Origin of the sequence: Thermosediminibacter oceani DSM 16646, from assembly GCF_000144645.1 — a bacterium.
Classification (GTDB): Bacteria; Bacillota; Thermosediminibacteria; order Thermosediminibacterales; family Thermosediminibacteraceae; genus Thermosediminibacter; species Thermosediminibacter oceani.
This window is the reverse complement of record NC_014377.1, coordinates 1,307,680-1,321,140: the sequence shown is the minus strand read 5'-3', so window position 1 is coordinate 1,321,140 and position 13,461 is coordinate 1,307,680. Positions and strand designations below refer to the sequence as shown.

The following is a 13,461-nucleotide window of genomic DNA, read 5'->3' as shown; positions in this document are numbered from 1 at the left end:
AGGTAGGATATGCGGGCTGTTGTTCAGCGGGTTAAGAAAGCTTCCGTCACCGTTGATGGTGAAGTCATCAGCGAGATAGGACCCGGGCTTATGGTCCTGGTAGGAGTGGGCCATGACGACACTCCGGAGGATGCGGAATATCTCGCCGACAAAGTAGCGTCACTGAGAGTTTTTGAAGACGGGGAAGGGAAAATGAATCTTTCGGTCGCCGATACCGGTGGAGAAATTCTTATAGTATCCCAGTTTACGTTAATGGGCGACGTTAGGAAAGGGCGAAGGCCGAGCTTTTCGCTTGCGGCTCCCCAGGATAAAGCCCGCGAATTATACGAAAGGTTTGTGGAATATTGCAGGCGAAAAATATCCAAAGTTAAAACCGGGCAGTTCCAGGCTCATATGCTGGTAACTATTTTAAACGACGGGCCTGTGACCATATTGCTCGATTCGAAAAAAGTGTTTTGAGGAGGTGTGCGATGTTTGTTAAGCGCTTACAGGTAGGGCCGCTTGCTTCTAACTGTTATGTTTTGGCTGACGAACACTGCAAAAAGGCAGCAATAATCGATCCCGGGGCGAATCCGGAAATTATTCTGGAAGTAGTCAATAAAGAGGGTTTTGAAGTGGATTATATCATCCTTACCCACGGGCATGCGGACCATATAGGAGCGGTCAGGGAAATTAAACAATCCACCGGTTCGAAGGTTGCCATTCACGAAAAAGACGCAAAAATGCTGCTTTCCCCTGAAGAAAACCTGTCAAGCTATATGGGGTGTGGCTTCACCCAGCCTGCCGCTGATGTGGAGCTAAGAGGAGATGAAAACCTCCAAATAGGCGATATAATACTGGAGGTAATATGGACCCCGGGACACACTCCGGGAAGTATTTGTGTAAAAGCGGGGAATCTCCTTTTTACCGGCGATACTCTTTTTGCAGGTTCTGTAGGTAGAACCGATTTTCCGGGAGGATCTTACAGGGAATTGTTAAACTCCATTAAGACAAAACTCTTGGTATTTGACGACGACGTTCGAGTTCTCCCGGGTCACGGTCCTGAATCGACTATCGGTGGTGAGAGGGCAACCAACCCGTTTTTGCGCTAAATATTTTTAGGGGCTACGGGGCATAATAGACCTGGGGATTGGAGGGATTCGCATGAAAAAGAAAAGTAAGGCCCCCAGGATGCTATTACGGCCTGAAGAAAGCCTGACGGATTATCTAGAACTGTTTGATGAGGATGTTCACGACGAGGATATCGCCAGAGCGATGAACGTGGATATAGAAACGGTCAGGAGCATTAGAGGCGAGCTGGATGATGAAAATACAAGCCCGAAGCGGATATTTTTTAAAAAAACTCGAGGGAAAAACTGATCCCTCGAGTTTTTATCAGCTGGGCTTTTTATCTACTTTTACCGGAACATAAAGTGTTCTACCGTTCCTGTAAATTACCAGAACTATTTTTTCGCCTACTTTTGTCTTACTTATTATTTCCGATACGTCGCTGGATTTTTTGATGGGGTTGTCGTTGACCTTTAGGATTATATCGCCCTGCTGAAGACCGGCTTTTTCTGCGGGGCTACCCGGAAGGACGTAACTTATCAGGGCACCATCGGTGCTGTTAAGCTGAAAATAGTCAGCCAGGTCTTTTGTAATGTCCTGTAGGTAGACGCCTATGTAGGGCCTGGTGACTCCCCCGCTCTTGATAAGTTCATCCAGGACTTCTTTAGCGGTATTAATGGGGATGGCAAAGCCGATACCCTGGGCTTCTGCATTGACGGCCGTATTTATGCCGATAACTTCTCCGCTCAAAGATATCAACGGTCCGCCGCTGTTCCCGGGATTGATGGCCGCATCGGTCTGAATTAGGTCCTTAAAAACCCTGGTCTTGCCGGTTGAACGGTCGGTTATGGACAGCGGCCTGCCCTTTGCGCTTATTACTCCGACAGTTACCGTGTGATCGAGACGGTAGGGGTTGCCGATAGCTATCACCCAATCGCCGACCCGCATCTTATCCGAATCGCCCAAAGTAAGAGAGGGGAGTTTAGTTTCGGAATTTATCTTTAACACAGCTAGGTCCAGCTCGAAATCCTTTCCAACGACGGTGGCTTTAAAAGGTTTGGCGAATCCCTTTACTGTTACGTTAACTTCACTGGCACCTTCTATTACGTGATCATTAGTCAAGATGTACCCGTCGGGACTGATGATGAAACCCGATCCGATACCTCTGCTCACCCTGTTTGGAATGCGAAAGGCGTCGCCGAAAAATTCTCTGAAAAAGGGGTCATCGAAAAAAGGATCGGGTGCAGTCCTGCTTTCTACGGTGGTCTCAATAAAAACTACCGCGTTGCTCACCCTTTCTACAATACCCGGAATGTCTGCCGGACCAATTTGAACCGGCAGGGTCGAGTTTAGGGTCGTTTGAGTTCCAACGTCCGCATTGGCGGATTTGGAAGGGAAAAAGAAATGATAGGTAAATATTCCTCCAGCCACTACGGCCGCCCCTAGAGTGAATCCCAGGAGTACAGCTATCAGGTATTTATACCTGAGAAAGATCTTCAAGCTTGTACACCTCCTCGTTATACCTAATTTTCCCCATTTCTGTACTTAATATTTTAATACACGATTTTTTAAAGTCTATGTAAAATCTGTTATGAAATTGTGAAAAAATACCTTGACATCAAAAATTAATTTTTCTATATTGATTTATAAAGACTCTACCCCGGCGTTAGCGTTTTAATTCGCTTAAATGACGAAGGAGCTGATTTGATGCTTACCAAAGCACCGAGGGGAACCCGTGATTTACTTCCCGAAGAATGTACCAAATGGGTATTCCTAGAGAATATCTTCAGAGAAATTTGTGGACAGTTTGGGTACCGAGAAATAAGGACTCCGACTTTTGAACATACCGAACTATTCCAAAGAGGTATCGGGGAAACTACGGATATAGTGGAAAAGGAGATGTACACTTTTTCAGATAAATCCGGCAGGAGCATCACGTTAAAACCCGAAGGCACCGCTCCGGTAGCCAGGGCGTACATAGAGCACAAACTTTATAATAAACCCATGCCGGTGAAACTTTTTTATATAACGCCCTGTTTCAGATACGAGAGACCTCAAGCCGGGAGACAGAGGGAGTTTCATCAATTCGGGATAGAGGCATTTGGATCGCCGAGTCCGTTAATAGATGTAGAAGTCATAACATTAGCTGTGTTTTTTTTGAAAAGGCTGGGGCTTGATTCTCTGGAAGTGCGCATCAATTCCATCGGATGCGAAAGGTGCCGTGAAGATTACAAAAAAGCCTTGGAGGATTTTCTTTTTGAGAAGGCAAACTCATTATGCGACACCTGTAAAGTGAGGCTCGGTAGGAACACTCTCCGTATCCTCGATTGTAAGGATCCCGGATGTCAAAAACTCCTAGTAGAAGCACCGGTAATCCTGGAATATCTTTGCGATAATTGTAGAGGGCACTTTGACGAAGTAAAAAAGGGCCTTTCAGCATTGGATGTTAAATATTCGGTGGACCCGGGTATAGTCAGAGGATTAGACTATTACACAAAAACGGTTTTTGAGATCATTTCCAAAGACCTGGGAGCCCAGAGCACCGTTTGCGGCGGAGGGCGGTACGATCATCTGGTGGAAGAATGCGGGGGGCCTCCAACGCCAGCCGCCGGTTTCGGCATAGGTATTGAGAGGCTGATAATGGTACTGGAGGCCAACGGCTTACTCGACATACCGCCCATACAGATGGATGTGTTTATAGCCGTATTGGATGAGACCTACAGAGATTACGGGTTAAAGTTGCTTTACAGGTTGAGGATGGCGGGATTTTCTGCTGAAACGGATTATGTGGGCAGAAGTCTTAAAGCCCAGATGAAGTATGCCGATAAAATTCCCTCCAAGTATGCCTTTATAATCGGCGAAGACGAGGTAAAAACCGGAATAATAACTGTAAAAGATTTGACCACCGGTGAGCAGGAAAAGGTGCCTTGCGAAGAAGTTGAGACATATTTAAAAAACAAGATTAGGAAGGGTTGTTAGTTATGAGCAAAAAGATAAAAAGAACGCATCATTGTGGATTATTGACCTCGGAAAATACCGGCCAGGACGTTGTCCTGGCCGGATGGGTGCAGACCCGGAGGGACCTCGGAGGCCTTATATTTGTCGACCTACGGGACAGGAGCGGAGTGGTCCAAGTTGTGTTCAGCCCCGAGTATAACCGGCAGGCTTTTGAAAAAGCAGATGAATTAAGGAGCGAATTTGTGATTGCGGTTAAGGGTAAGGTTTTTAAGCGCCCCGAGGAAAACGTGAACCCGAAGATCCCCACCGGGGAAATAGAGGTATTTGTAGAAGAACTTGAGGTCCTAAATAAGGCCAAGACTCCGCCTTTCCCAATAGAGGATGATATAAAGGTCGACGAGAGCTTGAGGTTGAAGTACAGGTATCTTGATCTTCGAAGGCCCTCTATGCTGCACAATATGACCTTCAGGCATAAGGTAAATAAGGCTATAAGGGACTTTCTGGATGAAAATGGTTTTATTGAAGTAGAAACTCCGATGCTTACCCGCAGCACACCCGAAGGGGCCAGAGATTTTCTCGTTCCCAGCCGCCTTAATCCCGGCACCTTCTACGCACTACCTCAGTCACCCCAGCTCTTCAAGCAAATTCTAATGGTGGCGGGAATGGAAAGATATTACCAGATAACCAGATGTTTCAGGGATGAAGATCTGAGAGCAGACAGGCAGCCTGAGTTTACCCAGCTCGACATAGAGATGTCCTTCGTCGATGTGGATGATGTAATTTCATTGAACGAAAAGCTCGTTAAATATGTAGTAGAGAAAACGACGGGAAGGACAGTGGAGATTCCATTCCGAAGGATCACTTACAGGGATGCTATGGAGATTTACGGTTCGGATAAACCGGATACCCGCTTCGGTCTTGAAATGGTTGATGTGACCGATATTGCTGAAAAAACCGAATTTAAGGTGTTTTCCGAGGCGGCCAAGTCCGGCGGGAAGGTAAAGGGAATTAACATCAAAAACTCGGCCGAACAATTCAGCCGCCGGCAGATCGACGAACTCGTGGAAAAAGCCAAGGAATTCGGCGCTAAAGGACTGGCGTGGATTAGCCTTTCCAGCGAAGGAATTAAATCACCAATAGCAAAATTCTTTGCCCGGGAAGTCATGGATGAACTTCTGGAGCGCATGGGAGCCCAGCCCGGAGACCTTCTCATTTTTGTGGCGGACAGCGATTCAAAGCTGGTCGTGACATCTCTAGGGCAGCTCAGGCTGCACCTAGGCCGGCAGCTGAATTTGATCGATAAAAATAAGCTCAATTTCCTGTGGGTGGTCGAATTCCCCCTCCTTGAATGGGATGAGGAAGAGAAAAGATATGTTGCCATGCATCATCCCTTCACCTCACCTATGGATGAAGATTTGGACCTGCTGGAAGAAGACCCGGGCAGGGTCCGAGCCAAGGCTTACGACCTGGTTCTTAACGGTACCGAACTGGGAGGGGGCAGTATAAGGATTCACAGGACCGAAATTCAAGAGAGGATGTTTAAAGTCCTGGGATTTACGAAAGAAAGGGCATGGAACAATTTCGGCTTTCTTCTCAGGGCGTTCGAGTACGGCACGCCTCCTCACGGCGGTATAGCGTACGGTCTTGACCGTATGGTAATGCTCCTTTTGGGGCTCAACAGCATCCGCGATTGCATCGCCTTTCCCAAAACCCAGAATGCGTCATGCCTCCTGACGGAAGCTCCGGCGCAAGTGGAACCAAGGCAGTTGAAAGAGCTGTACATCCAGGTTACCATTTAAAAACAATTGATTAAAAGCAGCTTGTGTGGTATCATTAGAATAAAGAAAAGATAAATCTCCCTGCTGTGCGCGTGGACCTGACAGAGGAAAGAGCCAACACCACGACATAGGGAGTCCGGCCTCTGGATGTGGATTGTAGGCCCTCCTTGGAGAGGGAAACATGAATCATCCAGGAGGACACCCACCTTTGAGGGCCGGGTCTCTGTTCCTTGTCAGTACACGGCATGGCGGGGTTTTTTTATATTCATTTGACGAGTATCCTACCAGGTTCTATAATGAAAGTAGATACCCCTAAAAGGTATGATGGAGGTGCTCACGATGGAGCATGAAAACAGTTGTTCCTATTGTGCAAGCAAAGAAGATATAAAAAGGCGCCTGAAAAAAATTGAAGGTCAGATAAAAGGTATACAGAAAATGGTGGAAGATGAAAAATACTGCGTGGACATACTTATACAGATCGCCGCGGTTAGGGCGGCTCTAAACAAGGTGGGACTGATCCTTTTTAAAGACCATACCCGTGGATGCGTTGCTAGAGCTATGAACACTGACCGACAGGAAGAAATGATTGAAGAACTGGTGGAGATCATACTCAAATTTATCAGATAGAAGGGGGGAATTTTCGGTGAGAGAAAGGGCTGTTGTCATTTCAAAGAAAGGCGATCAAGCTGAAGTTGAAATAATACGCACGTCTGCCTGTTCGAAGTGCAAGGGTTGCAGCCTAAGTTCTGATAATAGGACCTTGAAAGTTTGGGCTCAAAATGAAGTGGATGCAGAAGTGGGCCAGGTAGTGGAAATCGAGATGGAGTCCAAGGCGCTGCTTTCGGCTACCTTTATAGTATACGTAATTCCGCTGGTAGGTTTTCTTTTGGGAGTGGCCCTGGGAGTGGAGCTGGCGGATATCCTGAGTATAGGGTGGAAGGAGCTTTTTTCGTTCATAACGGGACTTCTTTTTACCGCGCTGGCTTTCACAGGCATATACGTTAACAACAGGTTTTTTGAAAAGAACCCCATGTTCACTTCGAAAATAGTGAATATTTTGGACGAGCACAGTAGAAAACATTGACAATGAATTATATTTTCTATATAATTCATGACAAATGTTATATAATTTTGGAGGTTTTTCGCAATGATGACCAGCAGCGAGATACGAGAAAAATTTTTGAGTTTTTTCGAAAGCAAGGGACATGTCCGTGTTCCCAGCTCATCTTTGGTACCTTATAACGATCCCACACTGCTTTTTACCAACGCAGGAATGAATCAGTTCAAAGACGTCTTCCTCGGCCTTAAGAAGTTGCCCTTCACCCGGGCTACAACCGCACAGAAATGCGTACGAGCCGGGGGGAAACACAACGACCTGGACAGCGTCGGAAGAACGGCTCGTCATCATACGTTTTTCGAAATGCTCGGCAATTTCTCCTTTGGGGACTATTTCAAGAGAGATGCCATCGCATACGCTTGGGAATTCCTTACAGAGGTTTTGCAGCTTCCAAAAGAACGGTTATGGGTCAGCATATACGAAAACGATGACGAGGCTTTTTATTTATGGCAGGAAGTTGCAAATATTCCTCCGGAGAAAATAATCCGCCTGGGTGAAAAAGACAATTTCTGGGCTATGGGTGATACCGGACCTTGCGGTCCGTGCAGCGAGATATATATCGACAGGGGAGAAGAACATCGATGCAATTCACCGGAGTGTAAAATAGGAGTATGCGACTGCGACAGGTGGCGGGAGCTTTGGAATCTGGTATTCATGCAGTACAACCGTGATGAACACGGAAACCTGACTCCCCTACCGAGACCCAGCATCGACACCGGTATGGGGCTTGAACGCATAGCTACCGTGATGCAGAACGTCTACAGCAATTACGATACCGATCTTCTCCGTCCGATCATAGCCTTTGTAGAAAATATGACAGGAAAGAAGTACTATGGGGATGAGCGGGGTTTCCCATTTAGGGTAATAGCGGATCACATAAGAGCCATCACATTTCTTATTTCAGACGGCGTTTTACCGGGTAACGAAGGAAGAAGTTATGTCCTGAGGCGTATACTGAGAAGGGCTGCAAGATTCGGTAAGGAGCTCGATCTTAACAGGCCGTTTTTATATAAGATCGTTCCGGTAGTGGTATCGCTGATGGGAGATGCCTATCCGGAAATAAAGAAAAATCAGGATTATATTCAGAGGGTAACTAAATTTGAGGAAGAACGTTTTCACGAGACTTTAAATGATGGATTAAAATTGCTCTTTGAAGGCATGGCCGAACTTGAAGAAAAAAACCAAAAAGTAATTCCCGGGGAAATGGCTTTTATGCTCTACGATACTTATGGTTTTCCCCTAGACCTAACCGAAGACGTGGCCAGGGAAAAAGGCTTTAATATAGATAGAGAAGCCTTTGAGGAACTCATGGAAAGGCAGAGAAAAAAAGCTAAAGCCGCACGAAAAGAGGAGTATCCGGTCAACGAGCTATACGAGATACTGGCGCCTATGGAGCCCACTATTTTTGTGGGTTATGATTGTCTCTCCACCGAAGCTCAGGTTGAATTGATCATATCGGGTAAAGAGCCCGTTGTTGAGGCAGATGAAAAAGCCGGAGAGATTATACTGGTGCTCGACAGGACTCCTTTTTACGGCGAAGCCGGTGGACAGGTGGGGGATACTGGTATAATCGAAAATGAAAATTTTACTTTCAGGGTAAGGGATACCCAGCGCACACCGGATGGAAAAATATACCATATAGGAAAAGTAGAGAAGGGATTCATCAGGTTAAAAGAGAGGGTAACGGCCAGTGTTGATGAAGCCCGGAGAAGGGATATAGCGAGAAATCACAGCGCCACCCATCTGCTGCATAGGGCGTTAAAGGACGTGCTTGGAGAGCATGTAAATCAGGCCGGATCCTTAGTGGCTCACGATAGATTGAGGTTCGATTTCAGCCATTTTGCGGCGTTAACCGAGGACGAGATTAAGAAAATCGAAGATCTGGTAAATAAAGCAATACTCGACGACCTACCGGTAGTCGTTGAAGAAACTACGGTGGAGGAAGCCCAGAAAGCCGGCGCGATAGCCCTTTTTGGAGAAAAGTATGGTGAAAAGGTTCGCATGGTCAGTATGGGCAACTACTCGAAAGAACTGTGCGGCGGTACCCATGTGAGTTCCACGTCAAAGATAGGCCTTTTCAAGATAATATCCGAAAGCAGTGTCGGCGCAGGCGTGAGGCGCATAGAAGCGGTAACCGGTTGGAATCTTTTGAATTACACCAGGGAGAACCTGGCTATAATAAGCGACCTGGTCTCGCTTTTAAAGTCGAAACCCCAGGATTTAACCGCCAAAGTTGAAGAATTGTTTGAAACGATAAAAAGAAACGAGCGGCAGGTTGAATCTCTCAGGCAGCGCCTGATAAATACTCGAGTGGAAGAGATAGCCGCTGGTAAAATATTGCTGGGCGATATCAACGTTATTTCTGCCAAAGTTGACGATGCATCTATGGATGACCTGAGGAATATTAGCGATGTCCTGCGCCAAAAAATAAAATCCGGCATAGTGGTGTTGGGTTCCACTTCGGGCGATAGGGTGTTTCTTGTGTGCTCGGTTACAAAAGACCTGGTTGAAAAAGGGTACCATGCCGGCAAAATAGTAAAACAGGCTGCTGAAGTTGCAGGAGGGAGCGGAGGAGGTAGGCCTGACTTTGCTCAAGCAGGAGGCAAGTATCCCGATAAGCTGGAGCAAGCTCTTAAGGTCGCCGTAGATGTAATAAAAAACTGGACTGCATAGAATTTTCCTTATTTGGTATAATAAAGGAGCACGGGAAAATCCCGTGCTCCTTGACCTCAATTTTTGAACAGCAGGGGGAAGATTAATGGTAGGAAACATGCAGGATACAATGATGTTTAAAAAAATGGAAAAGGAAGATTTAAAACCTGCAAAACAGATTTTAACAGAAGTTTATAATGCATTGAAAGAAAAAGGTTATAATCCGATTAGTCAAATCGTAGGGTATCTTTTATCGGGGGATCCCGCTTACATAACGAGTTTTAAGAACGCCCGCAACATTATAAGGAAAATCGAGCGGGACGAATTACTGGAAGAACTTGTAAAAAGTTATCTTGAGAAACAGTGATCTTGGGTATTTAAAATAGAGGGTTGCATAATGCAATATACTAACCTGGGAAAAACTGGAATTAAGGTATCACGTCTTTGTTTTGGTACGCTTACCCTCGGGCCCCTTCAGGCGAATTTTTCCGCGGAGAAAGGGGCTGATTTAATTTGTAAGGCTGTGGATCTGGGTGTCAATTTCCTGGATACCGCTGAATTTTACCAGAATTACCCGCATATATGTCTTGCGATCAAAAAGTCAGGGCGCGATCTGGTGGTTGCAACTAAATCTTACGCCTATACTTATCAGGGAATGAGAGAAAGCGTTGAAAAAGCACGTAAAGCACTGGACAGGGATGTAATAGATATTTTCATGCTCCACGAACAGGAATCCCGGTTAACACTCAAAGGGCATCGCGAAGCCCTGGAATATCTAATTGATGCAAAAGAAAAGGGAATAATAAGAGCAACGGGTGTTTCCACTCATACTGTCGAGGTTGTGCTGGCAGCAGCCGGAATGGACGAAATCGATGTTATACATCCAATAGTAAATTACAAGGGCATAGGGATCAAAGATGGAACGGTAAATGACATGATAGAAGCCATAAAAAAGGCATATGAAAACGGCAAAGGGATTTACGGTATGAAATGCCTTGGAGGGGGCAATCTTGTAGGTGTAAAAAAGGAGGCTTTCAAATTTATACTTGGGCTACCGTACCTTCATTCGGTAGCAGTAGGCATGAAGTCTGAGCATGAGATAGTGGCTAATATCCTGACTTTCGAAGGGAAGGACGTTCCTGAAGAATTGGAAAGGCTCATTTCTTCCGAAAAGAGGCGGTTATTAATTGAGGATTGGTGTGAGGGTTGCGGCCGCTGTGTGGAAAAGTGCGGATTCAATGCCCTTTCCCTTGAAGAAGGTAGAGCCGTGGTTAATTCAGAACGCTGTACATTATGCGGTTACTGTGGCGGGGTTTGTCCTGAGTTCTGTATAAAAATCGTATAAAAGGGGCATCTTTAAAATGCGTATTCTGGGTTTAGATGTAGGCAATAAGAGGATAGGGGTGGCCGTTTCCGACGAACTCGGAATAACAGCTCAGGGAGTAGGAGTGATCGAGCGCGGGGATGTAAAGAGAGATATCGAAAGAATATCGGAAATTGTAAAAAGGTATCAGGTCAAAAAGGTAATCATCGGATTGCCCCTCAATATGAACGGCACCTTGGGGCCCCAAGGCCAGTTGGTTAAAGACTTCGGGGAAAAGTTGAGACATTCCTTGAATTTAGATGTCGAGTACTGGGATGAAAGGTTATCTACCGTAACTGCCGAAAAGGTACTGATTGATGCCGATATTTCGAGGAGAAAGAGAAAGGGAGTGATAGACAAGTTATCGGCAATAGTCATACTTCAGAGCTTTCTTGATAGTAGGTCAAATATTGACACAGGTTCAAAATTACTATAAAATGGAGCTAATTCAAAAGGATTGGAGTGATTCTTTAATGATGGATGAAAGGGAAACGATAACACTGTATGATGAAGAAGGAAAAGCATCGGAATTCGAGGTTCTCGGAGTAGTCACTGTGGAAGACAATGATTACGCCATTCTCATCCCAATGGATGAAGAGGATGAGGAAACAGCCTATATTTTTAGAATCGATACTGACGAAGATGGCGATGAGGTTTTGACCGTGGTAGAGGATGACGAGGAATTTGAAAAGGTGAAAGAGGCCTGGGAAGCTTTATGTGAAGAAGATTTTGAAGAAGACTATGATGAAGAAAATCTTGAAGACGATTAAAAAACCTAGGCTTATTGAATATAAAATTCTTTGACAAAAACCGCCCTTTTATTAGGGCGGTTCAGACTGTCGACAAAGTAACTGTCGACAGTCTTTTTTTGCAAAAGCTAGTACAAAAATCATCAGCTTTTTAGTAAAATTAAAGAAGATACAAAAATATTGTGGGGCGATGAAATGTTAACGAAGAAAAATCGAGAAATAATAGAGCAGGTAGAATTAGTAAGCATCGATAGCTTAGTACCTCAAGACCATCTCCTTAGGGCAGTAGAAGAAAGCATCGACTTTAATTTCATTTATGATGAAGTAAAAGACCTATATAGCGAAAATACAGGAAGACCTAGTATTGACCCGGTAGTGTTAATTAAGCTACTCATGCTCCAAGCATTGTATGGAATCCGCTCCATGCGCCAAACCATCAGAGAAGTAGAAGTCAATGTAGCTTACCGTTGGTTTTTAGGCTATGGATTACAAGAAAAAATACCTCACTTTTCAACTTTTGGAAAAAACTATGAACGGCGGTTTAAGGAAAGTGATCTATTTGAAAAGATATTCGAGCGGGTGTTGATGGAAGCAATAGAATGCGGGTTTGTTAAAACAGATGCAGTATTTATCGATGCTACTCACATAAAAGCCAGTGCCAATAAGAATAAATATATCGAGAAAGTCGCTAAGCAACGGACTCAAAAATATAAGGAAGAACTTTTAAAAGAAATCAACGCCGAACGGGAAGCAAACGGTAAAAAGCCCTTTGAAGAAGAAGATGATGATGACGATAACAACAAAGGAGAAAATAGCTCTAAAAAAGTCAGGGTAAGCACCACAGATCCTGAAAGTGGGATGTTTCAAAAAGGGGAAAAAGAGCGCTGCTTTGCCTACACAGCTTCTGTAGCCTGTGACCGGAACAACTTTGTCCTTGGTGTCAAAATAGCACCTGGAAATGTTCATGACAGCCAGGTATTCTCCGATTTATTTCAAGAAGTAAACGATAAATTTTCTAAAATAGAGGCGGTAGTGGTTGATGCAGGCTACAAAACCCCCGGGATATGCAGAGAAATCATTGAGGCAGGAGCGCTTCCCGTTATGCCCTACAAGAGGCCGATGACCAAAGATGGTTACTTTAAAAAACGCGAATACGTCTATGACGAATATTATGATTGTTACATATGCCCCAACAACCAAATATTAGAATACAGCACCACCAACCGGGCGGGATACCGGGAATATAGGAGCAACCCCCAAATATGCTGTAAATGTCCCATGCGCCTACAGTGCACCAAAAGTAAAAATTACACAAAAATCATAACTCGGCATATATGGGAGCATTACATAGAAATAGCGGAAGATATAAGACACACCCAATGGGGTAAAGAACTATACAAAATGCGCGGCCAGACCATCGAGCGGGTATTTGCCGATGCGAAGGAAAAGCATGGCATGCGCTATACAAATCTACGAGGCTTGAGGAAAGTTGGACATTACCTCACGCTTCTTTTCGCATGCATGAATTTAAAAAAGCTGGCTTTATGGAAGAAAAGACGGGGAACGTTTCCGCCAACAGTCCCCGCTTTACATTCGTTTTTCTTAAAAATTTTCTTCGCCTTCAACAAAAAGCCGCTTTTAGGTTATGCATCCTAAAAGCGGCTTTGTCTACAAGCTGAACCGCCCTTTTATTAGGGCGGTTTTTTAAATGGATTTCCGGGGTCAATAGATAGACCCTTGTGATAAACGGCAACGTGTGCTATAATAACGAAGGTAGTTTTTTGTATGTTTGAGCAA

Annotated in this window: 14 protein-coding genes and 1 other RNA gene; 14 read left to right on the top strand and 1 reads right to left on the bottom strand. The window is 44.9% G+C overall.

Annotated elements, in window-relative coordinates:
- The first annotated feature begins 9 nt into the window (after window positions 1-9).
- Genes dtd through TOCE_RS06800 form a run of 3 tightly spaced genes read left to right on the top strand, consistent with a single transcriptional unit; the run spans window position 10 to window position 1,359 of the window.
- Window positions 10-459, top strand: a complete 450-nt coding sequence (gene dtd, locus TOCE_RS06810) for a D-aminoacyl-tRNA deacylase (RefSeq protein WP_013276151.1) — start codon at window positions 10-12, stop codon at window positions 457-459.
- Window positions 460-470: 11 nt separating this feature from the next.
- Window positions 471-1,091, top strand: a complete 621-nt coding sequence (locus TOCE_RS06805; RefSeq protein WP_013276150.1) for an MBL fold metallo-hydrolase — start codon at window positions 471-473, stop codon at window positions 1,089-1,091.
- Between the two features lie 52 nt (window positions 1,092-1,143).
- Complete coding sequence (locus tag TOCE_RS06800) at window positions 1,144-1,359, top strand: hypothetical protein (protein WP_013276149.1); 216 nt, start codon at window positions 1,144-1,146, stop codon at window positions 1,357-1,359.
- A gap of 15 nt (window positions 1,360-1,374) precedes the next feature.
- Here TOCE_RS06800 and TOCE_RS06795 read toward each other — a convergent pair whose 3' ends face one another.
- Window positions 1,375-2,547: a S1C family serine protease gene (locus tag TOCE_RS06795; RefSeq protein ID WP_013276148.1), complete on the bottom strand. Its 1,173-nt coding sequence runs from the start codon at window positions 2,545-2,547 to the stop codon at window positions 1,375-1,377.
- 207 nt (window positions 2,548-2,754) lie between these two features.
- On the opposite strand from TOCE_RS06795, the gene hisS reads away from it, so the two are divergent.
- The 11 genes from hisS (at window position 2,755) to TOCE_RS06745 (ending at window position 13,320) form a co-directional block, all read left to right on the top strand.
- The gene (gene hisS, locus TOCE_RS06790; protein ID WP_013276147.1) at window positions 2,755-4,026 is read left to right on the top strand and encodes a histidine--tRNA ligase; all 1,272 of its coding nucleotides are present in this window, start codon (window positions 2,755-2,757) and stop codon (window positions 4,024-4,026) included.
- A 2-nt stretch (window positions 4,027-4,028) separates the two neighbouring features.
- A complete protein-coding gene (aspS, locus tag TOCE_RS06785) occupies window positions 4,029-5,804 on the top strand; it encodes an aspartate--tRNA ligase (protein WP_013276146.1) in 1,776 nt (591 codons plus the stop codon).
- A 54-nt stretch (window positions 5,805-5,858) separates the two neighbouring features.
- Window positions 5,859-6,042, top strand: a non-coding RNA gene (ssrS, locus tag TOCE_RS11935) — 6S RNA.
- An 80-nt stretch (window positions 6,043-6,122) separates the two neighbouring features.
- Window positions 6,123-6,410: a metal-sensitive transcriptional regulator gene (locus tag TOCE_RS06780; RefSeq protein ID WP_013276145.1), complete on the top strand. Its 288-nt coding sequence runs from the start codon at window positions 6,123-6,125 to the stop codon at window positions 6,408-6,410.
- Between the two features lie 16 nt (window positions 6,411-6,426).
- On the top strand, window positions 6,427-6,867 hold the full coding sequence (locus TOCE_RS06775; protein ID WP_013276144.1) for a SoxR reducing system RseC family protein: 441 nt from the start codon (window positions 6,427-6,429) through the stop codon (window positions 6,865-6,867).
- A 63-nt stretch (window positions 6,868-6,930) separates the two neighbouring features.
- Window positions 6,931-9,573 (top strand): alanine--tRNA ligase, encoded by a 2,643-nt coding sequence (alaS, locus tag TOCE_RS06770; RefSeq protein ID WP_013276143.1) that lies wholly within the window; start codon window positions 6,931-6,933, stop codon window positions 9,571-9,573.
- An 85-nt stretch (window positions 9,574-9,658) separates the two neighbouring features.
- The gene (locus tag TOCE_RS06765; RefSeq protein WP_013276142.1) at window positions 9,659-9,919 is read left to right on the top strand and encodes an IreB family regulatory phosphoprotein; all 261 of its coding nucleotides are present in this window, start codon (window positions 9,659-9,661) and stop codon (window positions 9,917-9,919) included.
- A 30-nt stretch (window positions 9,920-9,949) separates the two neighbouring features.
- Window positions 9,950-10,897 (top strand): aldo/keto reductase, encoded by a 948-nt coding sequence (locus TOCE_RS06760; RefSeq protein ID WP_013276141.1) that lies wholly within the window; start codon window positions 9,950-9,952, stop codon window positions 10,895-10,897.
- A gap of 16 nt (window positions 10,898-10,913) precedes the next feature.
- A complete protein-coding gene (gene ruvX, locus TOCE_RS06755) occupies window positions 10,914-11,351 on the top strand; it encodes a Holliday junction resolvase RuvX (protein WP_013276140.1) in 438 nt (145 codons plus the stop codon).
- A 37-nt stretch (window positions 11,352-11,388) separates the two neighbouring features.
- Entirely contained in the window at window positions 11,389-11,685 is a 297-nt protein-coding gene (locus TOCE_RS06750; protein WP_013276139.1) for a DUF1292 domain-containing protein, read from the top strand.
- A 174-nt stretch (window positions 11,686-11,859) separates the two neighbouring features.
- Window positions 11,860-13,320 (top strand): IS1182 family transposase, encoded by a 1,461-nt coding sequence (locus TOCE_RS06745; protein ID WP_425358462.1) that lies wholly within the window; start codon window positions 11,860-11,862, stop codon window positions 13,318-13,320.
- The last annotated feature ends 141 nt before the right edge of the window (window positions 13,321-13,461 follow it).